Raw genomic sequence first — 21,180 nt, 5'->3', positions numbered from 1 at the left:
TTTTTAGTCTGAACATTATTTTTATTTTTTTGTCAGCATTCCAAGGATACCGCGGATAAACTGGCGTCCTACCTCGCGGCCTACGGTATTCATGGCGGTGTCGGCTAAATGTTCGATCGGGGTCTTGTATTTGCTCTTGGTTGTACCGAAGATAGTCTTTCTTACAGACTGTTCCTCTTTTATCCTTTGCTTTTCCGTCCGTTCGAATTCACGCTGCTGCCTTATCCGTTCCTTTTCCTCAATAGCCTGCTGCTCTCTTTCTTCTTTTGCCCGTTCCTTTTCTTCCTTTATATGCCTTATCCGCTCTTCTTCCTCTTCCCTTTCTGCCTGGTCACGTTTTATCTTCATCGAAAGGTACTCATATGCGGATTCTCTGTCTATCAGGACATCATACTTTGGTCCAATGTCGCTTAATGCGAGCACTTCTTTGCGTACGCTGTCATCGACTATGCCCATCTGGCTCTGAGGCGGAAGGATGAAAGCCCTTTCCACTATACCGGGGCTTCCGTCTTCGCCAAGGAAGGAAACCAGAGCCTCTCCGGTGCCGAGCTGTGTTATAGCCTCTTCTGTTTCGAAGGCCGGGTTGGGCCGGAAAGTTTCTGCGGCTGCTCTGACCACCTTCTGCTCTGCGGGCGAGTAGGCGCGCAGCGCGTGCTGTACTCTGTTGCCAAGCTGTGAAAGGATGGCGTCGGGGATGTCCCTGGGGCTCTGGGTTATGAAATAGACGCCCACGCCCTTTGACCTGATAAGCCTTACGACCTGTTCTATCTTCTGCAGGAGTACTTTCGGCGCTTCGTCGAAAAGGAGGTGCGCTTCATCGAAGAAGAATACCATTCTTGGTTTTTTAAGGTCGCCCATCTCAGGAAGAGTTTCAAAAAGCTCTGAGAGCATCCAGAGAAGGAAGGTCGAATAAAGTGCCGGAGAGTGGAACAGCTCTACGCAGTGAAGGATATTTATGTAGCCTCTTCCGTCATTGCCTGTCCTCATCCAGTCGGTTATTTCGAGCTCAGGTTCTCCGAAGAACTGCTCTCCGCCCTGATCCTCAAGCGAGAGTATCGACCGCTGTATTGCTCCCACGCTTGCGGCGGCAATGTTGCCGTATTCAAGCGTGAAGCTCTTTGCGTTATTGGCAACATAACTGAGCATTGCCTTAAGGTCTTTCAGGTCAAGGAGGAGAAGTCCCCTGTCGTCTGCGACGCGGAAGACGATATTCAGGACTCCCGACTGGGTATCGTTAAGGCCAAGCAGGCGGCCGAGAAGAAGTGGCCCCATCTCGGAGACAGTTGTCCTTACCGGATGTCCGTTCTTTCCGAACACATCCCAGAAACGAGTAGGGTAGTCTTTATAGGTAAAATTTGCTTCCGCAAGCCCGAATCTCTGTATGCGCTTCTGCATTCCTTCGCTGTCAATGCCAGGCCGGCACATTCCTGCCAGGTCGCCTTTTATGTCAGCAAGGAAGACCGGCACCCCAAGATCGCTGAAGGACTCAGCCATTACTTTAAGAGTGATCGTTTTTCCTGTGCCGGTAGCTCCAGAAATGAGGCCGTGGCGGTTTGCCATTTTCGGAAGAAGATAAATGGGCTGTTCTGCCTTTGCTATCCATAGTTTTTCGTTGGCGTACATATCATTTCCTCCCCGGGTGATTTTCTTTTAAAAAATTTATCCCATGCCATTATTAAATCACAATAATTGATTATTTGTTAAAAATATATTTACCGGATAAGGATATCAAAAACTTAAAAATTGAGAAAACTTGTGCTGAGAGGAAAGAGCACCTGTTCTTGAAAATTTCTCTTATCGTTTCAAAGAAAAAGAGAGGTATCGCAGTATGTGGCTCGACTGCGTTCCTTGTCAAACAAAATAACGGCAGGTCCAAAGCTAGACTGCTCGGGATCTGCCGTTATTTTGTGCTGACAGGATAATTAGCGCGGCTTTTAACTTACGCCATCGTTATGACGGTTCCCTCTTTGCCGTCAAGCGCATCCACAGCTTTGTAGAGGGAGGTGATAATGGCTTTCTTTCCGGGGAACCTTCTTGCAAACTTGATCGCAGCCATCACTTTAGGGAGCATGCTTCCGGGGGCAAAATGTCCCTCTTCAATGTATTTGATTGCCTCTGCGACAGTTACATGCGACAAGTCCTGCTGGTTCGGTTTTTTGAAGTTGAGGCTTATCTTGTCAACTTCTGTAAGGATGAGAAGGATATCGGTTTCCATATCCTCAGCAAGCCTCTCAGCAGCAAGGTCCTTGTCGATTACTGCGGGAACTCCGGTGAGGGATCCGTCCATGTTCTCTATAACGGGTATCCCGCCGCCTCCTGCTGTTATGACTATTGTGGAGTCCCAAAGGCGCTTGACAGAATCTATTTCAGCTATCCTCTTCGGGGTCGGGGATGCTACTACTCTGCGCCAGCCTCTGCCCGCATCTTCTTTCACAGTGTATCCTTTTTCTTCAGCGATTTTTTTAGCTTCTTCTTCTGTATAAAATGGACCTATTGGTTTAGTTGGATTTTGGAACGCCTTGTCATGTTCATCTACGATGACCTGTGTAACGAGCGTAACTACCGGAACGTTGCGGTTTCTGTTTCTGAGTGCATCCCTGAGGCACTGCTGGATCTGGTAACCTATGTAGCCCTGACTCATAGCGCCGCATACATCGAAAGGCATTGCCGGGAGTTTCGGGTTTATCTTTTCCGCGGTTTCCTGAGAAAGTGTGATATTGCCTACCTGTGGACCGTTTCCATGGACAACTGCCATCTCATATCCCTTGCAGCTTATATCGGCCAGGTAATCGCAGGTCTTACGGACAACTGCGAGCTGAGCCTCTGCTGTCGGAGGGCTTCCTGCTTCCTGCAAAGCGTTTCCTCCTAGAGCCACAACTACTTTTGTGAAATGTGAGGACATTTACTGAACACACCCCTTGGATTTCAGATTTGTAATAATATTATAAACCAATGATCCGTTGGAGTTCAATATTTTTTTATGGAGTCCTGTAATATTTACAGCAAATCAGCGATCCCGGATACTGAAAAAGCACACCATGCCAGAAGCGCGCCCATTATCAGCGATATAACGCGGCCCTGTTTTGAGAACAAACGTCCCTGAACATCTCCGAACAGGGACCACAGAGTGAAGGCCACGGCACAGTTCAATGTAAGGAAAAGTCCGCAGAGAAGGAATATAAGCTTGGAATCCGTCCACGGTGCTATGAATGAAGACATAGCGGTAAAACCGAAGAGAATGACCTTGGGGTTTACAAACTGCAGGGTGAATCCGTCCCTTATCCCCGGAACCTTTTCCTGCTCAGCGTTTCCTTTTGATCGGGAAGATCCTTTTGGAAAAGCTATTTTCCAAGCAAGCCATAAGAGATAAATTGCACCGATGCCCCTGAGCCACGGGAGTATCTGCGGGATCAGGGCGCCGATAAAGATATTGCCTACCGCGTTTAGCAGCATGACGACAAAAAGACCGACCGTCATTCCCGTCATTAAGGGAATGGTCTTCCTGAAACCGAAAAGACGCGCGGTGTTCATTGCGAAAATAATATTCGGTCCTGGCGTGTAGCAGGCTGCCAAAACAAAAGATAGAAAAGGGACCCACTGCATGTCCTTTATTCCGGGAGCTGCTAAAGCAGCTTCTCCATTTCATCGAGAGTCTCGGTAAATATCCTTACTACCTCTTTTATCGGTTTCGGAGAGCTCATATCGACCCCTGCTTTTTTGAGAAGTTCGATCGGGTAGTCGGAGCCTCCCATCGACAGGAACTCAAGGTATTTGTCTCTTGCCGCCGCGCCCTTTTCTGAGATAAGGAGTGCAAGCGCCGTCGCGGCAGAGAAACCTGTAGCATACTGGTAAACATAGAATGGGTTGTAAAAATGGGGTATCCTTGCCCACTCCATTTTTAGGGGTTCATCAATGACGATATCCGGTCCGTAATATTTCCTGTTGAGCTCATACCAGAGTGCCTGAAGCGCATCGGGAGTAGTTTCTCCGCCCTCTGCGGCGCGCTTGTGTACCTCGCGTTCAAACGAGGCGAACATCGTCTGCCTGTAGACCGTGGTCCTTATGTTCTCAAGACGGCGGTTGAGCAGATAAAGTCTTTTCTTCTTATCCTTCGTCTCAGCTATGAGGTCGTTGAGGAATAAGACTTCGTTGGTAGTCGAAGCTACCTCTGCCGTGAAGATGCAGTAATCAGAAGTTGGGTACGGCTGCCGCTTCCTTGAATAGTAGCTGTGCATGGAGTGCCCCATCTCATGGACAAGGGTCGAGACATCGTTGAGGTTGTTTGTATAGTTCATCATTATGTATGGATGCGTGGCGTAGCTGCCCCAAGAGTAAGCGCCGCTCCGTTTGCCTTTGTTGGGGAAAACATCAGTCCATCCGCTTTCCAGGCCTTCTTTGACAATGGAAAGGTACTCATCGCCAAGAGGCCTCAGAGCCCTGAACATCATCTCCTTTGCTTCGCCCCAGGGTATCTCTTTAAAAGGGTCTTTCACGAGGGGAGTATAGAGGTCGTACATATGCAGCTCTTTGACCCTAAGCACCCGTTTTCTCACTTCAAGATATCTGTGCAGCGGCGTCAGGCTGGATTCGAGGGTCTCCACAAGCCGGCTGTATACGGAGAGAGGGATGTTGTCGCTGTCAAGCTCAGCCTCAAGCGGTGAGGAATATTTTCGTACCTCTGCGTAAAACTTTGATGTTTTCAGCATGCCGTCAAAGGTCGCGCCCAGAGCGTTTTTAGTATTGCAGTATGGCCTGTAAAGCGATTCAAAGGCAGCCTTTCTCACGCTGCGCCTCCGTGAGCGAAGGTAAGAGACAGCCCTCTCCTCTGACATTTCCACTTTTTCTCCTTTTTCATTTCTTATAGACTCAAACTTCATGTCTGCATTTGTAAGCATAGAGAATACATTGTCTGAAGTCCCGGCCATGTCTCCTGTTTTGGCAAGCAGTGCCTCCTCGGACTGTGAAAGCACATGTTCTTTCTGACGAAGGAGTTCTTTCAGACTGAAGCAATAGTCTTTGAGGGAGGGATCGGCTATAAATGTCCTTAACCTATCTTCAGGCATTGAAAGTATCTCAGGAGTAATAAAGCTTGAGACAGCCGACATTTCCACGGCCAGTGACGATACTCTGTTTACCGGTCCCTGGTACTTTGAATCCGCCGTATCCTCGTGACTCTTCATATTGGCGTAGACTATGAGCTTACCAAGGGTTATCGAAATTTCATCCCTGAGCTTTAAGCATTCAAGCATGATCATTTCAGATCCGCCCAATCTCCCCATATAGGAGGCGATCTCAGGAAGACGTTTTTTAACAGATTTAAAGTCTTTTTCCCATTTCGAGTCATCTGGGTATATATCTTCAAGCTTCCATTTAAAACGGACCGGGACCTCGTCTCTTTTCGGCAGCAGCGAGCCCCCGCCAAGCTCTATTTCAATGTTTTTATCGTTGATGTCACTCATAAAGATCCACTCCTTTATTTTCTTGCAGAACTATTGTCTTGTCTAAAAGGATAATATGCAAGCTTTTTTTGCCGTCAGAGAGTACTAAAAGCTATAGAATTATGGTACTCTTGTCAGCATAACAGCTTTTCTAAAGATCCCGCCATAAAGACGATTTTTGAGTTGTCCGGGCAGGTCTTTTGCTGATCATTCAGTTCCTTCGGGAGGGTATGTTGTTGAAATATAATTTTGACATAAACATGGAAAGACGCGGGACGAACTGCGAAAAGTGGGACTTTCTCGAAGAGGAATTCGGCAAAAAAGATCTTCTTGCACTCTGGGTGGCTGATATGGATTTTCCTGCTCCCCCCGAGGTTCTGGAGGCTCTCCATAATAAGATCGACGAAGGAGCGCTCGGGTACCCGATAGCGCCCGATTCGCTGCTCAAGGCAATAACTGATTGGCAAAAAAACAGGCATGGATGGGAGATCGGCAAAGAGGCTGTGACCTGGGCACCCGGAGTTGTAGCAGGACTGGCTTTTTCTATAATGGCATACACTAAACCGGGCGATGGGGTGATCATACAGACCCCTGTCTATCCTCCCTTCTATGCCACCATCAGCGAATCCGGGAGAAGGATCGTTAAAAATCCGCTGAAGAGGGAAAAGGACCGCTACGTGATGGACCTGGAAAGTCTTGAAAAACTTGTTACCCCTACATGCAGGACACTTATACTCTGCAGCCCCCACAATCCGGTAGCGCGTGTATGGACAAGGGAAGAACTGGAAGCTCTGTCTGAACTGGCAGAACGCAAAGACATGATCATAATATCTGACGAGATCCATCAGGACCTGGTCTACAGCGATGCGAAACATATGAGCATAGCCTCGCTTTCAGAGGAAATGAGTTCGCGTACGGTCACCTTCGTTGCGCCAAGCAAGACCTTCAATATCGCAGGAATGAATTCTTCAGTTGCCCTCATTCCCGATGAAAAACTCAGGGCACGTTATGTTTCAATTTTAAACAGGCTGCACCTGAGCTCGCTAAGCATTCTCGGACTCACTGCTATGGAGACTGCTTATGCAAAATGTGCCGGGTGGCTTGATGAACTTATGGCATACCTTGAAGAAAACAGGAACTTTACAGAAAAATTTGTGAGAGAACGGATGCCGAAAGCGAAGATGGATCACCCGGAAGGGACCTACATATTCTGGATAGATTTCAGGGGATATGGGTTTAATTCGGAGACGCTCATGGATCTCCTTGTCAATGAAGCCGGGGTCGCGCTTAACAATGGACGGAACTTCGGGACCGAAGGCGACGGATTTGCCAGGATAAACATCGGTACCAACCGCGAAATGTTGAAAAAAGCTCTGGAAAAGATTGCTAAGGCGCTCGAAGCAAAGTTTTGATCTTATATCAGATCATTTGATTTACATAAATCAACAGGGAGGAATATTTTTATGGCTAAAAAAGAGCCGCTCGTACGTTACTGCCGTTTCTGGGTAGATGGCAGGACCTATTCGGGCAAGATCCGTGACAATTCCGTCGATATCGTTGAGGGAGATCCCTTTACAGGATTTTCTCCCATAAGGCTGAGCTACCCTATAGACAGGGTCAAGTTCCTGCCGCCTTTCATGCCTAAGAAGATCTGGTGCGTAGGCCGAAACTATTTGGGTCATGTGAAGGAACTTAACAACGAAGTGCCGAAGGAACCGCTCATCTTCATGAAATCTATTTCAGCGATAATAGGAGCCAACGATTTTATTCGGATACCCGAATGGGCGGGACGGATCGACTATGAAGGCGAACTTGCCGTGATCATCGGCAAGGCCGGGCACAACATAAAGGAAGAGGATGCACTCAGCCATGTCCTTGGCTACTCGATCATGAACGATGTTACTGCCAGGGAACTTCAGAATTCCGACGGGCAGTGGACGAGGGCAAAAAGCTTCGATACATTTGCTCCGTTCGGGCCGGCTGTACTGATAACAGATAAGATGCCGGAGGATGCAGTGATAAGTACGACACTCAACGGAAAGACAGTACAGGAAGCCTCCTTCTCACAGATGATCTTCCCCATACCAAGGCTTATATCCCATATAAGCAGGTTTGCAACGCTTGAACCCGGTGATGTAATTGCGAGCGGCACACCGCAGGGAGTAGGGCCGATGAAGGTGGGAGACCTCGTCGAGGTGAATATCGAAGGAATAGGAAGCATCAGGAACATCTGCGCCAACTGACCAAAAGGGTTCAAAGACCCAAATAATTAAAAGGGGCGGACCGTTAAGGACCGCCCCAGGTTTCAGGATTTCATCCCAAGCGAGATTATAGTGGTAAATGCCTTTTCAGGTGAAAGGTCAAGATATTCGACACTCTCTTCAGGAAAGAAGAAGACAAGCCCCGTAGTCGGGTTTGGAGATGTAGGCACAAAGATAGTTACCCTTGGACTTCCGTCCTTGGCTTTCTCCCTCTTTGTGACAAAGCCAATTATGTATCCATCTCCGCACGGCACTTTGGCTGTTCCAAGGTATCCTCTTTCGCCGCCTCCTGCTGTAAAGGTCTGGACCATCTCCTGAAAAGTGGAGTACCATCCGCCGACCACAGGTATCTTTGAGATCACCTGGTCAACTATGTTGAGGATCCACTTTTCTTTTCTTCTGAGCTTTCTGCCTGTATATATGAGCAGAAAAACTATGAAAACTGTCACTGCCACAGTCGTTTTCATAGACTTTGTCAGCCCGAAGATCATTGAGCCGAGCGCCTCGAAAAGCATGATGAGGTAATAGAATATGAAGACAAAGACTGCAAGAGGTATAAGCGCTATACATCCAAGGAAAAAGTCCTTGGCGATCCTTCCTATCCTTGAACCGGCAGGAACCTCTTTTTCATTTGTCTGCTTTTTGCTATCCATTCAGATCACTCCAAGACTTGTCAATTTGCTCATTTCTGGGATATCCTTAGTGCAGATGCAGCCAACGGGAGGAATCCTTTAATGTTATACCAGATCACAAGATTTATAATCTCAGTATATTTTACCCTCTATCACCGACTTTCGGTGAGCGGAAAAGAGAAAATACCGCAGAACAGACCGGTGATAGTTGCCTCAAACCATGCGAGCTACCTAGATCCTCCTCTGGTTGGATATACATTCTGCCCCAGAGTTCTGAAATTTGTGGCGTGGGAAAAGCTTTTTAGAGTTCCGATTTTAGGCGCCTACATGAGAAAAGTGGGAGCCGTGCCTGTCTCCCCGGAGGACAAAAACAGCTCGGCCGCGCTTCTGAGGATGGTAATGGGTTTTATACACGACGGTTACAGTGTCTACATTTGTCCTGAGGGACACCGTACCGAGGATGGGACCCTCCAGCCTCTTGAGGGAGGTGTCTCTATCCTATCGATCAAGACCGGTGCCCCCGTAGTCCCTGTATGGGCAGGAGGCACATACAGGGCTATGTCTCCCCACATGAAATTTCCCCGCCCGCGAAAACTTTACGTTGTTTACGGAGATCCGATATTCCCCGCAGAGATCCCGCAGGAACTGACGGAAAAAGAAAAACGTAAATACATCCTTGAAAAGATCGAAGAATTTTACAGGAAAATGGATGCCAAAGACAGAGAAAAGTATCCCAGATAGCAAAGAGTGCGGCAGGATAAAGAAGACGCTTCTGATCGTTGCCGGCGTCGTCTCTCTAACGCTTGGCGGCATCGGAGTCTTCCTTCCGCTCCTTCCAACGACCCCTTTTGTACTTCTTGCGGCCGGATGCTTTGCAGGAAGCAGTCCTGCGATGCACAGATGGCTTTGCAGGTCGCGCTTTTTTGGAGAGTACATAGAGAATTATCGGACAAACGCCGGAGTCAGCAAGTCGATAAAAATAAGGGCGATAGTTTTCCTGTGGTCCGGCCTCGCATTATCTGCGGCAGCCGTGCATAAACCGCTTGTCCGGGTAATTCTGGCTGTAGTCGGAATATGTGTGAGTACCCACCTGCTTATGATGAAAACAAAAGATGAAAACAAGGAAACCTGTTGACCAAATAATTGAGAAGATACTGACGAACATCAGCATCTCCTTCGTGCCATGTCTTTCAGTTCCTGAAGCTCTTCCGGGGAGATATTTCCTGAGATCCACGAAGAGTATACTGAATTGTTGTGTAGCAGTGGTTCTGTTTTAAGCTCAGGCATCTCTTCCGCCGCCATGTTAAATGAGGTGGTCCCCGGTATCGGCGAAAATTCGGCCAGTTTGGGTTTTCCTCCCGAAGAATGGACGAACCTTACGGTTTCTTTTACTGAGTCAATGCTTTGGCCTGGCAGGCCCAGCAAAATGTATGTCTCGCAGTCAGTTCCGGAATAGCCTGCATTCAAAAGAGATCTGACAGCCCTTGCATATTCTTCTCTGGCAACTTTACCTGAACTTGCGTTTGATATTTTCGGATCAATGCTTTCAAGAGAAAGCCTTATCGTTTTAAATCCGCTCCCTTTCAGCATTTCCGCACATTCATCATCTATTTCGCGTACATGGAGTCCGTTAGGCGTGTGGAAGCGTATCCTTTCCCCGTATGCTTTTATTGATCCACGACAGAGCTGGTATAAATACTCTTTTTTGTCAATAAGAAGGGCGTCATCGTAAAACGCAATGTCCTCCGCTCCGAGGCCGACCTGATGATCGATCTCCCTTAGGACTTCGGGAACGGTCCTCCTTGTGTATTTGGGCCATAATATGCGGGAGGCGCAGTAACTGCACGAAAGGGGGCATCCAAAGGATGTCATCGTGATTCCGTAGGGAATTTTTTCATAGAGATCCATCGCGGGATAGTGGCTGTCGGGAATCCAGTGGCCGGTGACAAGGCGGTCTGCACCAAGTCCCTTTGCATGTTCGGGGCAGAGCTTCGCGTAGGTGCCTCCGAGAATTACCGGCACGTCCGGTAATTCTCTTTTAAGGATCGAAATGATCCATTTTACCCCGCCGTACCAGTACGTCATTGCTGAAGTGAGAAATACTGCATCCGGCCTTGGGATTTCAGCTAGTCTTTCCATTATCCTCTCTTCGGAGAGTCCGAACCGATGATACTTCCTTTTTATTCCCCTGTATGCGGGGGGTTTTTCGATTTCCATGCAGCCAATCTTTTCGCGCCCGAATGATTTTTTGCCTACAGAGGCCTCATGAATGCAGTCCAACAGATAGACCTCATTGCCGTTCATCTTCATCCTTTTCAGCAGATAGAGAAGTCCGGCAGGCTTAGACCACAGATCAAAGAAGGCAAAATCTTCAACAGGAGGATTGATGCCGAGTATCCTCTGTCTTTTCATTGAAAAAAGTTCTTCGAATTTTATTTCAGTTGTAATAGTTCTCAAAACCTTTCTTACAGAAAAAATATCAGGTGTTATCTTAAATTAATAGAAAACAGAAAAGGCCTTAACCTTAACAAGGAAGCGGATCATTTATTTATCACGGAGAGCAGCATATTATGCTGATCTGCATTGAATTTCTGGAGGTTGTCCATATCAGGCAGATAGGGCATCCCTGTAAAAGTGTCTCCATAAAGGCCTGTCTTTTCAGCCTGTTTTTCAATCGACTTCTTTACCCCGTTACTTAACTCCTGGAGGTCTGCGACTGAGAATGCGAGGCTGTGATCGCCTGATGCTCTCATAGCCCCCACCCAGTAGCCGTCGCCCATAGTAGTAAGATCACTGTAGTTTTCAGGTCCAGGCGATGCTGGAGGAATAGCTTTGTAAGTGCTGGATCCTTTATCGTAATACCAAATCGGCCAGCTTCCGTTGTCCGACCAGTAGAGCAGCGCTGCGGCTTTCATGTTCCTGAGGTCCGATATGATTCTTGCAGCCTTTGCCGAATCAGTCGCAGATCCCGCTGACAGGAGCATCATGCCGGCAAGTATCCCTACAATGATGATAACTATAAGAAGTTCCACGAGAGTAAATGCTTTCTTTTTTGCTGATCGTTTCGATATTGATTCTGACATTCCTGACATTCCCCCAGTACCAAATCACATCCTAAAGATATTATATGTCGCTTGTTATCAAGTCAACCCGGACTTCACCCTTCGGTTCGAGAGGTTTTTCAGAAAATATTTAAACAAGTGGTCCGACCGCCAAGGCTGTTAAATTTTAGTTTTTTAAATAAACAATAATTGTAGGAATTATTGCCTCTGTGACTGACCTGACAATGTTATATAGTATTTCCCGTTTGGTATGTACCAGCGCTGATCCTGGCCTGAACCGGCAAAACTGAAAATGCCTCAAAACAACCGGCTTATAACTAAATAATCAGACTATTTAGACTATGTTTTTGCCCTTGTTTTTTTCTTTTGCGCATGATATAAGGTATACTGGGTGGTCCAGGAAAGGAGTTTTTTCACATGATCGAAACTCAAGTCTCGCGGGGAACCCGTATATACGAGAAGGTAGTAGAAAAATTAAAAGAATCCATTTCGAGAGGAGACATCCTGCCGGGCGATCCTCTTCCATCTGAAAGGCAGCTAATGGATGACTTCGGTGTGAGCCGGAGTTCCTTGCGGGAGGCCTTCAGGGTTATGGAGCTTCTCGGACTGATAGAATCAGTTCCGGGAAAAGGCCGTTTTGTGCGCCATCCTAAATCGCCCGCAGAGGATGAAAAGAATATCCGTCTCGAAGATTCAGCTGTTCTCGAGCTGATGGAGGCGCGCCGCATTCTCGATCCTGCAATAGCGGCTGAGAGCGCTATGAGGGCAACATCTTCAGATCTTACAAGAATGCTCAGGGTCCTGACAGCTACAGAAAAGAGGCTCGGTGACCCGAACCTGCGTGCCCAGGCAGATTTTGACTTTCATCTGGCGCTTGCTGAAGCCACACACAATTTTGTTTTCGTAAATATAACCAGGATGAATTTTGATCTGATCATGGCGACTCACGACAAGATCTACAACCTCCTGGAAGATAAAGATGCTTTTCTGCTGGAGCATCGCTCAATGTATGAAGCGATTCTGGATCATAACGTTGATTTGGCACGTGAGACGGCGGCAAATCACATCGACAGGATATACAAAACACTTCACAGGGGTATAGCGGCCCAATAAATCCGGACCGACCAATATATAAAAAAGAACCGTCAGGAATAATGACAATTACAATAAAAACAGGAGGAATCAACATGGAGAAAAGAATCAGAGAGCTGTTCCCCGAGATCGAGTGGATCAAGGACAAGGGCATGCAGGACAAGGTCGTAGCTTCTTATGTCGACGCACTCAAGACAGGTGGCTGGGAACCGGATGACATGGATAAGATCCCGTTCACCCTTCTTATCCCCAACTGTCCCTTTACATACCTGGATCACGTCAAGGGTGTGACCCGCATAGCAAAAAAAGCAATGGACGAGTTCAACGCCATCTATCCCGAAAAAGATCCCAAGTTCACGATGGACAACGACCTCCTTGTAGCCGGAGCTCTTCTTCATGATGTAGGCAAGCTTGTCGAATACGAAAAGAACGCTGCGGGCGAAACAGTCAAGTCAACAATGGGCAAGAATCTTCGCCACCCCTTCTCAGGTACTGTTATTGCGCTTCGCAACGGATGCCCCAATGAGATAGGACACATAATCGCAAACCACGCACATGAGGGAGACGGAACACTCCGCAGTCCCGAAGGCGTAATGGTAAACAAGGCCGACTTTATGAATTTTGAGAGCGTGAAGTCGTTCCTTGGAATGAAATAAGCAGATTAAATAAACGGAGGGATAACCGACATGGGCAAGACAGCAATAGTCAAGATCATGGAGCGGGCAGCAGGCAAACCCGTAAAAGTTGGAGACCGCGTATGGTGCAAGATAGACTGGTCGACCGCGCGCGACTTCGGCGGAGCAAACTGCGTACTGCAGTTCGAGAAGGAAATGGGAGCTGACGCAAAAGTATGGGATCCGGATAAGATCGCATTTACTTTTGACCTCCAGGCACCTTCGCATTCCGAGAAGGTTTCCACAAACCAGAAGATAATCCGCGAATTTGCAAAAAAACAGGGCATCAAACGTGTATTTGACATCAACAACGGCATCGGACAGCACGTAATGCTTGAAGCCGGAATGATCAAACCCGGCGATGTGGTTCTCGGAACAGACAGCCACATGAACCTCCTCGGCGGCGTTGGCGCATTTGCCACAGGTGTCGGGAACTCAGACATCGCTGCTTCCTGGATCAACGGTACTAACTGGTTCCGCGTTCCGGAGACGATGAAGATCGAAGTTACAGGAAAATTCCAGAAGGGCGTCTGCATGAGGGACCTCCTTACCCATATCGTCGGAGACCTTGGCGCAGGCGGAATGGACTTCCTTGCAGTCGAATTCACAGGCGAGACGATCGATAACTCGACCCTTGCAGACCGCATCACTCTCTGTTCTATGGTTACTGAGATGAGCGGAAAAGTTCCTATTATAATGCCGAACGGTGAAGTCCTGAAGTGGCTCGTGGAGCGCGCGGGACCGGAAGTCAAGAATAGAGTGAAAGAACTCTCGGCAGATCCTGATGCAGAGTACTGCAAGGTTTTCAAGTACGACGTGACCAACCTCGAACCCCTCGCGTCATGCCCGGATGCCCCCGACAATGTCAAGCCGGTCAGGGAAGTTGCAGGAACAGCAGTAGATCAGGTCCACATAGGATCATGCTCGAACGGGCGTTTTGAGGATATCAAGGCAGCCTATGACGTTCTTATTGCAGGCGGTGGCAAGGTAAGCCCGAAAGTCCGCACTATAATTACGCCAAGCACGACTGAAGTACAGCTTGCCTGCGCGAAAGCCGGAATGATCGAGAAGTTCCTTGAGGCAGGCATCGTTTTCACCAATCCGACCTGCGCACTCTGCACAGCTGAGCACTACGGAGCTCTTCCCAGCGGAGATGTCGGATGCTCGACCACGAACCGCAATTTTATAGGCAAGGTAGGCAAGGGAAGCCACACTTATCTTATGAGCCCCATGTCTGCAATGGCAACAGCAGTCAAAGGCGTCATCACAGACCCCAGGGATATTCTGGGCTAGAGGAGGAAGATTGACATGAGCGAAATTCTCAAGGGCAGAGCGTGGGTATTCGGTGACGACGTCGATACTGACCTCATCTACCACAACAAATATCTTGCTGAGACAGATCCCAAAAACATGCCGCAGTATGCGTTCGAATACTACCCAGGCAAAGAGCATTTTGCGAAGGAAGTAAAACCCGGAGATTTTGTAGTGGCCGGAAAGAACTTCGGATGCGGCTCAAGCCGTGAACACGCTGTTTATTGCTTAGAATACGCCGGCATTCCTGTAGTACTTGCCGAGACATGCTCACGCATCTACTACCGCAACGCCATCAACAACGGCTACCCCGTTCTCTTTGTAAAAGGCATCTCAGATGCCATCAAAGAAGGGAAGATCAACGACGGAGATCAGCTCGAAGTCGAACTTTCAACAGGAACCATCAAAGATGTGACGAGCGGTCATGAATTCCACGGCGATGCTGTCAGCGATCTTGAAAACGATATAATGCAGGCCGGCGGTCTTATGGAATACCTGAAGGCCCAGGCAGCTGCGAAGAAGTAAGCAGACAAAGAGTAAAGCGGCCGTTCAGCATCAAAAAATAATAATGACGGCCGCTTCACTCTTAAGATAAGTACCGCGCATACAGATCATAAACTTTTAATATATTCAGACAGGGAGCGTGAAAGTAAGATGGGCAAGACATTTGCCGAAAAGGCACTTGGCAGAGCTGCGGGCTATGATGTCGTAGCCAATCAGGTCGTAACAGTCGAACCTGACTGGTGCATGAGCCACGACAACGGGGCTCCTATCGCAAGAACATTCAAGAAAATTGGCGTTAAAAACGTTTGGAAGCCCGAGCGTATCGTATTTATCCTCGACCACGCGATCCCGGCGCCTTCCAGCGACCACGCGGTAAACCACAAGGAAGTCCGCGAGTTCTCGGCAGAGCAGGGCATCAAACATTTCTACGACGTGACCAGTGACGGCGGAGTCTGCCACCAGAAAATGTGCGAGGAAGGTTTTGCACTTCCCGGACTTATCATGGTAGGAAGCGACAGCCACACCTGTACATACGGAGCATATGGAGCGTTCTCGACAGGCATAGGACGTTCAGAGATGGCAGCTGCATGGGCAACAGGCAAGATCTGGTTCAAAGTCCCTGAAAGCATGAAAGTTGTAGTGACCGGCAAATTCAAGCCGGGCGTATCCGCAAAGGACTTTATCCTTAAGTTCATCGGAGACGTAAAAGCTGACGGAGCTGACTACATGAGCGTGGAGTTCCACGGCGACGGAATCGAGAACATGAGTATCGCCGAGAGGATGACCCTCTGCAACATGGGTATTGAGTTCGGAGCAAAGAACGCAGTATGCAGACCCGACCAGAAAGTCCTTGACGCAATAAAGGACAACGCTAAGTGTGATCGCTGGGAGCCCCTCTGGGCAGACGAAGACGCGGTATACGCGGCTGAGTACCACTATGACCTCGGCGACATCGAACCCGGCGTGGCAAAACCCCACAAAGTGGACAACTATGGCCCGATCAGCGAAGTTAAGGGCACAAAGATCCATGAGGCATTCCTTGGAAGCTGCACCAACGGGCGTATCGAAGATCTCCGCGCGGCGGCGGCCATTCTCAAGGGCAAAAGAGTAGCTGTTCGTACAATAGTCATCCCTGCTTCCTGGATAGTCTACCGTCAGGCAATGAAAGAGGGACTTTTGGATGTGTTCCTTGATGCAGGCTGCGTTATCTGCAACCCGGGCTGCGGACCCTGCATGGGCAACCACGAAGGTATCCTTGCACCGGAAGAAGCAGCTATCAGCACAGCAAACCGTAACTTTAAGGGCCGCATGGGCGACAAGGACAGCTTCATCTACCTTGCAAGCCCGATGATGGTCGCAGCATCCGCCCTCAAGGGCGAGATCTCCGATCCGAGGGAGGCGCTTTAACATGTCTGTCAAAGGTAAAGTTTGGAAATACGGCGACGACGTAAACACAGACGTCATTTTCCCCGGTAAGTACACGTACACCATAAAGGAACGCTCTGACATGGCAAAGGTAGCTCTTGAGGACCTTGACATGGAGTTCAACAAGAACGCCAAACCGGGCGATATAATCGTTGGTGGCAAAAACTGGGGATGCGGCTCCAGCCGTGAACAGGCTGTATCATGCATTAAAGAGCGCGGCATCGCAGTTATCATTGCGAAGAGCTTCGCACGTATCTACTATCGCAACTGTTTCAACGAGGGCCTTCCGATCATCGTATGCCCCGAGGCAGTTGACGCCATCAGTATGGGCGACGAAGTAGAGGTCGATTTCGAAAGCGGCGTGATTATTGCAGGCGGAAAAGAGTTCAAGTTTCCGGCATACCCCGAGTTTGTACAGGGGCTGATCAAAGACGGCGGACTTATCCCTCACGTCAAGAAGTCGCTGGGACTCGCCTAAGGTCTGACAGAAGTCAGGTATCACAGGTTTTAGACCACCCGGTCCGGATCTTAAACAGGATCTTGCTTTAATGCAAAGATGGATCGGATGGCTATCAAATATAAAGTAAAATTAAGAGGAGGAAATAATATGTCAGGAAATGTTCTCAAAGTTAAGGAACAGAAGGATCGCTACAAGGTATGTTACATGGCCGGAGATGACTCTGGTTTTGACATGATGGAGGGCGCGCTTCTGGTCCTCGAATCCCTCAATCTGCCCATCGACTGGGTCCGCGCTGACCTTGGCTGGTGCATGTGGGAAAAATCAAACAAGAAATTCGGTGAAGGCGACCCCCGCTGCAACACGGTCCCGCCTGAAACCATCAAATCGATTCGTGAAACAGACGCAACACTCATGGCAGCGATCACATCAAAGGCAGGAGTAAAAGGATTCAAATCAGCTATCCTCCAGATGCGTCAGCTTTTCGACCTCTACATAAACATCCGTCCCGCGAAGAAACTCCCCGGGATCGGAACTCCTCTTGCAAAGGATCCCAAAATTGACATAGTAATGTTCCGTGAAAACACAGAAGACCTTTATGCGGCGGTTGAGTTCTACCCGCTTCCCGAAGCGATGTTCGACCTCCACAAGGGAATGGAAAGATTCAAAGGCCGCGAAGTAGCAGTATCATGGCGTGTATTCTCGAAGGACGGCTGCGAGCGTATCATCCGCGCTGCATTCGAATATGCGAAGGCGACTGGACGCAAGACGGTACATTGCTGCAACAAGGCAAACGTCATCCGTGAAACGGACGGAATGATGAAGAGGATATTCCTGGAGATCGCAAAAGAATACGAGCAGTTCGGCATCAAGGGTACCGAAGAGAACGCCGATGCTACAGCAATGTGGTTCATCAAAAGTCCACAGGACTACAGCGTTGTGGTCGCAAGCAACGTCTTTGGCGATATCCTTTCTGATGAAGCTTCGCAGCTTACCGGCGGACTGGGTTTTGCACCGAGTGGAAACATCGGTAAAGAAGCTGCTATTTTTGAGCCCAGCAGCGGTTCAGTACCGAAGTACGCACATCAGTACAGGGTCAACCCTAGCGCAATGATCCTCACTGCAAAGATGATGCTGGAATACCTTGGCCTTGATGAATCTGCAGCCAAGATTGAAAAGGCTCTTGGCGAAGTTCTTACCGAAGACAAGTCCGGAACCCTTACATACGACGTTCTTCGCGACTTCCGCGGAGATCCTGACTGGGAAAAGAACGCAGCCAGCACTATCGACATGGCGGCAGCCATCGCAGGAAAGATCGATCCTGAATTCAAGGGCGCGAAACTTGAAGCGGCAAAAGCCAAAGTCAACAAGATGTGCGCATGGGATGAGGCCAGCCTCATAGGATTCAACGATTAAGTACTAAAGTTAAATTAGCTTTGCAGTTTAAGCGAAGCGGCAAAACTGAAAGATCAAAAAACTAAACAAATAAACGGTCTGCCTTCCCAGCTCTCAGTTGAGACGGGCAGGCGGACCGTTTCTCCATGAGATGAACAGGGAGGTAAAATACCATGAACACAGCTCAGGCTGGAACACTGGAATCAATGGACTGCCTTGTTACGGTATCAAAAGCAGCTCAGGGTGCCGGTGTGAAAATTCAAATAGCCGGAAGCAGCGCTGCAAGGTTCAAGTCAGCTATGGAAAAGAAGACGGCTGAAGTGATCGTTTCGATGGGTGTAAAAGATATTGATATTTCGATCCAGGACAACGGAGCCCTGGATATCGTTCTTGGAGCAAGAGTTGAAGCCGCTGTAAAAAGGCTTATCGGAGGTGAGAGATAATGCGCCGTACAATGCTCTATCTCCCCGGAAATAATCCAAACATGCTAACGCGCGGATATCTCTTTGGTTCTGACGGTCTTGTCCTTGACCTTGAAGATGCTGTTGCAATGGCCGAAAAGGACACAGCAAGGATACTTGTCCAGCATTTCCTGAAACAGGGCGAGTTCGGGAGCTGTGAGGTAACGGTCCGCATAAACGGAGTCGATACGGAATACTGGAAAGATGACCTTGCAGCAGTAGTTCCTTTCCCGGCACTGCAGGGGATAAGGGCTCCAAAGGTCGATGATGCAGCAACAGTTAAGATCATCGATGAAGAGCTCTCGATAATAGAAGATAAAAACGGGATCCCCGTTGGAAGGACCAAGATATTCTGTCTTCTTGAGACAGCGAAGGGGATCTGGAATGCATTTGACATAGCCTCGGCATCTCCCCGCGTTGCAGCGATAATACCAGGCGGAGAAGACCTGACGGCAGACCTTAAGACGAGCCGTTCAAGCGAAGGGACCGAACTTGACTGGGCACGCCGGATGCTAGTATTTGCTGCCAGAGCGGCAGGGGTAGACCCGATCGACACCGTATTCCCGAGAGTGACGGATGACGCTGGACTGCGCAAGGAAACGGAATTCATAAAGCAGCTTGGTTTTGAAGGAAAGAGTGTCATTCATCCAAACCAGATACCGATCATACATAATGTTTTCAACCCGACAGAGCTGGAAATAGAAAAGGCCCTTAAGATAGTTGCGGCGGCAAAAGAAGCCGCGGAACGAGGTCAGGGCGCGGTCTCTGTTGACGGAAGAATGGTCGATATCCCGGTCGTCAAGAGAGCGGAATACACTCTTGTCAAGGCCGGACTTTTGGAGGTGAAGTAAGATGGCAAAGAACGCACTAGGCCGTGAGATACCTGACTTTATTGAAGGATACGGCAAAACAAAGCTCTTCCAGGGCGCTTTTGCCTTAAAGCCTGAAGGATACAGGGCAGGCGGAAAGATCCGTTGCGTTAACAGCACCTGTACCGACAAGCGAGTAAGCGACATAAAGGCAGCGATAGCGGCATCAGGCCTTAAAAGCGGAATGACTGTATCATTCCACCACCACCTCCGCAACGGTGACTTTGTCGTCAACATGGTAATAGATGCCTGTGCAGAGATGGGCATTAAAAACCTGACACTTTTCCCCACAGCTCTCTTCGGTGTACACAAAAAACTGATCGAGCACATCAAAAGCGGAGTCATAACAAGAATAATGGGCTCAGTCAACGGACCTATCGGACAGCTCGTATCAGAGGGCGGAATGGATGTTCCCGTAGTACTGAGGAGCCATGGCGGCCGTCCGCGCGCAGTTGCGTCAGGTGATGTCCACATAGACGTTGCCTTCATAGCAGCTCCCACAGCGGACAAGTACGGAAACATCTGCGGAACTCAGGGAAAGTCCGCGTGCGGATCCCTTGGATACGCTTTTACCGACGCCCAGTATGCGGACTGTGTTGTTGCGGTCACAGACAATCTTCAGCCTTACCCCGCAGCTCCTGTCTCGATTTCCCAGCTCAATGTTGACATAGTAGTAGAGGTCCCGAGCATCGGAGATCCCGCAGGCATAGTTTCCGGGACTACGAAGGTCACCAGGGATCCGCTCCGCCTTCTTATCGCGAAGTATGCATCCGAGCTGATCGAAGCAAGCCCCTACTTTAAAGAGGGTATCTCCTTCCAGACTGGTGCAGGCGGAATACCCCTTGCAGTCACGGCTTTTATGAAAGAAGCCATGATCAAGAAGGGTATCAAGGGAAGCTTCGGTCTTGGCGGAATAACAGGCTATTTCGTTGAACTGCTGAAAGAGGGTCTGGTCGAAAGGCTCATGGACGTTCAGTCTTTTGACCTCGAAGCTGTCCGCTCTATCGGTGAAAACCCGAAACATATCGAAATATCAGCTGACTGGTACGCCAACCCATGGAATTCGGGAGCTGCTGTCAATATGCTTGACGTAGTCATTCTCGGAGCCACGGAAGTTGACGTAAACTTCAATGCCAACGTCAACACTGAGGCTGATGGAGCACTGCTCCACGGCACAGGGGGACACCAGGACACTGCCGCAGGAGCTAAACTTACGATAATTGCCCAGCCGCTGCTTCGCGGACGTATTCCCTGTGTGACGGACAACGTTTACAGCGTAACCACGCCCGGTGAGGTCGTTGATGCTATTGTCACAGAATATGGAATTACCATCAACCCGAAGCGTAAGGACCTTCTTGATGCCTGCTCAGCAGTCAAAGGGCTCCCGATCGTTTCAATGGACGAATTGGTCTCAAGGGCGCACAAGATGTCCGGTCCTACCGACCCTGTCGAAACAGAAGACCGCATCATAGGTATTGTCGAATGGCGCGATGGAACGGTCATTGACGTCGTTCACCAGCTGAAAACAAAATAACAGCGGATAGAAGCCGTAAGGCTTGATGAACGTTCAAGAGCCGGCCTGGACATTGTCTGGATGTC

General features: G+C 48.9%; 21 protein-coding genes. 14 read left to right on the top strand and 7 right to left on the bottom strand.

Annotated features, from left to right (window positions below):
• Positions 1 to 21: 21 nt before the first annotated feature.
• The 4 genes from CVV54_07335 to pepF form a co-directional block, all read right to left on the bottom strand.
• A complete protein-coding gene (locus CVV54_07335; protein PKL04117.1) occupies positions 22 to 1,623 on the bottom strand; it encodes a DUF853 domain-containing protein in 1,602 nt (533 codons plus the stop codon).
• 316 nt (positions 1,624 to 1,939) lie between these two features.
• Positions 1,940 to 2,902 (bottom strand): carbamate kinase, encoded by a 963-nt coding sequence (arcC, locus tag CVV54_07330; protein PKL04116.1) that lies wholly within the window; start codon positions 2,900 to 2,902, stop codon positions 1,940 to 1,942.
• Between the two features lie 95 nt (positions 2,903 to 2,997).
• On the bottom strand, positions 2,998 to 3,603 hold the full coding sequence (locus CVV54_07325) for a hypothetical protein (GenBank protein PKL04115.1): 606 nt from the start codon (positions 3,601 to 3,603) through the stop codon (positions 2,998 to 3,000).
• Between the two features lie 20 nt (positions 3,604 to 3,623).
• Entirely contained in the window at positions 3,624 to 5,459 is a 1,836-nt protein-coding gene (pepF, locus tag CVV54_07320) for an oligoendopeptidase F (protein PKL04114.1), read from the bottom strand.
• A gap of 215 nt (positions 5,460 to 5,674) precedes the next feature.
• Between pepF and CVV54_07315 the strand changes: the two genes are divergently transcribed.
• Entirely contained in the window at positions 5,675 to 6,850 is a 1,176-nt protein-coding gene (locus CVV54_07315) for a cystathionine beta-lyase (GenBank protein PKL04113.1), read from the top strand.
• A 51-nt stretch (positions 6,851 to 6,901) separates the two neighbouring features.
• The gene (locus CVV54_07310; GenBank protein ID PKL04112.1) at positions 6,902 to 7,681 is read left to right on the top strand and encodes a 2-hydroxyhepta-2,4-diene-1,7-dioate isomerase; all 780 of its coding nucleotides are present in this window, start codon (positions 6,902 to 6,904) and stop codon (positions 7,679 to 7,681) included.
• A gap of 62 nt (positions 7,682 to 7,743) precedes the next feature.
• Here the strand turns inward: CVV54_07310 and CVV54_07305 are convergent, their stop codons facing one another.
• Positions 7,744 to 8,352 (bottom strand): hypothetical protein, encoded by a 609-nt coding sequence (locus tag CVV54_07305; GenBank protein ID PKL04111.1) that lies wholly within the window; start codon positions 8,350 to 8,352, stop codon positions 7,744 to 7,746.
• An 81-nt stretch (positions 8,353 to 8,433) separates the two neighbouring features.
• Between CVV54_07305 and CVV54_07300 the strand changes: the two genes are divergently transcribed.
• Positions 8,434 to 9,072, top strand: a complete 639-nt coding sequence (locus CVV54_07300; protein ID PKL04110.1) for a 1-acyl-sn-glycerol-3-phosphate acyltransferase — start codon at positions 8,434 to 8,436, stop codon at positions 9,070 to 9,072.
• On the top strand, positions 9,041 to 9,466 hold the full coding sequence (locus CVV54_07295; GenBank protein ID PKL04109.1) for a DUF454 domain-containing protein: 426 nt from the start codon (positions 9,041 to 9,043) through the stop codon (positions 9,464 to 9,466). The genes CVV54_07300 and CVV54_07295 overlap by 32 nt, the downstream gene beginning before the upstream one ends.
• Positions 9,467 to 9,495: 29 nt before the next feature.
• Here the strand turns inward: CVV54_07295 and CVV54_07290 are convergent, their stop codons facing one another.
• Entirely contained in the window at positions 9,496 to 10,743 is a 1,248-nt protein-coding gene (locus CVV54_07290; protein PKL04173.1) for a B12-binding domain-containing radical SAM protein, read from the bottom strand.
• Positions 10,744 to 10,871: 128 nt separating this feature from the next.
• The gene (locus tag CVV54_07285) at positions 10,872 to 11,414 is read right to left on the bottom strand and encodes a prepilin-type cleavage/methylation domain-containing protein (protein ID PKL04108.1); all 543 of its coding nucleotides are present in this window, start codon (positions 11,412 to 11,414) and stop codon (positions 10,872 to 10,874) included.
• Between the two features lie 396 nt (positions 11,415 to 11,810).
• Between CVV54_07285 and CVV54_07280 the strand changes: the two genes are divergently transcribed.
• From CVV54_07280 to citF, 10 genes are all read left to right on the top strand, one after another.
• Positions 11,811 to 12,506, top strand: a complete 696-nt coding sequence (locus CVV54_07280) for a FadR family transcriptional regulator (GenBank protein ID PKL04107.1) — start codon at positions 11,811 to 11,813, stop codon at positions 12,504 to 12,506.
• 74 nt (positions 12,507 to 12,580) lie between these two features.
• Complete coding sequence (locus tag CVV54_07275) at positions 12,581 to 13,141, top strand: phosphohydrolase (GenBank protein ID PKL04106.1); 561 nt, start codon at positions 12,581 to 12,583, stop codon at positions 13,139 to 13,141.
• Between the two features lie 30 nt (positions 13,142 to 13,171).
• Complete coding sequence (locus tag CVV54_07270) at positions 13,172 to 14,452, top strand: homoaconitate hydratase family protein (GenBank protein ID PKL04105.1); 1,281 nt, start codon at positions 13,172 to 13,174, stop codon at positions 14,450 to 14,452.
• Positions 14,453 to 14,467: 15 nt separating this feature from the next.
• Positions 14,468 to 14,995, top strand: a complete 528-nt coding sequence (gene leuD, locus CVV54_07265) for a 3-isopropylmalate dehydratase small subunit (protein ID PKL04104.1) — start codon at positions 14,468 to 14,470, stop codon at positions 14,993 to 14,995.
• Between the two features lie 129 nt (positions 14,996 to 15,124).
• On the top strand, positions 15,125 to 16,381 hold the full coding sequence (locus CVV54_07260) for a 3-isopropylmalate dehydratase large subunit (protein PKL04103.1): 1,257 nt from the start codon (positions 15,125 to 15,127) through the stop codon (positions 16,379 to 16,381).
• Position 16,382: 1 nt separating this feature from the next.
• Positions 16,383 to 16,877 (top strand): 3-isopropylmalate dehydratase, encoded by a 495-nt coding sequence (locus tag CVV54_07255; protein ID PKL04102.1) that lies wholly within the window; start codon positions 16,383 to 16,385, stop codon positions 16,875 to 16,877.
• A 129-nt stretch (positions 16,878 to 17,006) separates the two neighbouring features.
• Positions 17,007 to 18,272: an isocitrate/isopropylmalate dehydrogenase family protein gene (locus CVV54_07250; protein PKL04101.1), complete on the top strand. Its 1,266-nt coding sequence runs from the start codon at positions 17,007 to 17,009 to the stop codon at positions 18,270 to 18,272.
• Between the two features lie 152 nt (positions 18,273 to 18,424).
• A complete protein-coding gene (citD, locus tag CVV54_07245) occupies positions 18,425 to 18,694 on the top strand; it encodes a citrate lyase acyl carrier protein (GenBank protein PKL04100.1) in 270 nt (89 codons plus the stop codon).
• Positions 18,694 to 19,563: a CoA ester lyase gene (locus CVV54_07240; GenBank protein PKL04099.1), complete on the top strand. Its 870-nt coding sequence runs from the start codon at positions 18,694 to 18,696 to the stop codon at positions 19,561 to 19,563. The genes citD and CVV54_07240 overlap by 1 nt, the downstream gene beginning before the upstream one ends.
• A gap of 1 nt (position 19,564) precedes the next feature.
• Positions 19,565 to 21,115, top strand: a complete 1,551-nt coding sequence (citF, locus tag CVV54_07235) for a citrate lyase subunit alpha (protein ID PKL04098.1) — start codon at positions 19,565 to 19,567, stop codon at positions 21,113 to 21,115.
• The last annotated feature ends 65 nt before the right edge of the window (positions 21,116 to 21,180 follow it).

Source organism: Synergistetes bacterium HGW-Synergistetes-1 (genome assembly GCA_002839185.1).
In the GTDB taxonomy this organism is placed as follows: domain Bacteria; phylum Synergistota; class Synergistia; order Synergistales; family Synergistaceae; genus Caenicola.
The sequence above is the reverse complement of the archived record's forward strand: the minus strand, read 5'-3'. Positions and strand labels throughout refer to the sequence as shown.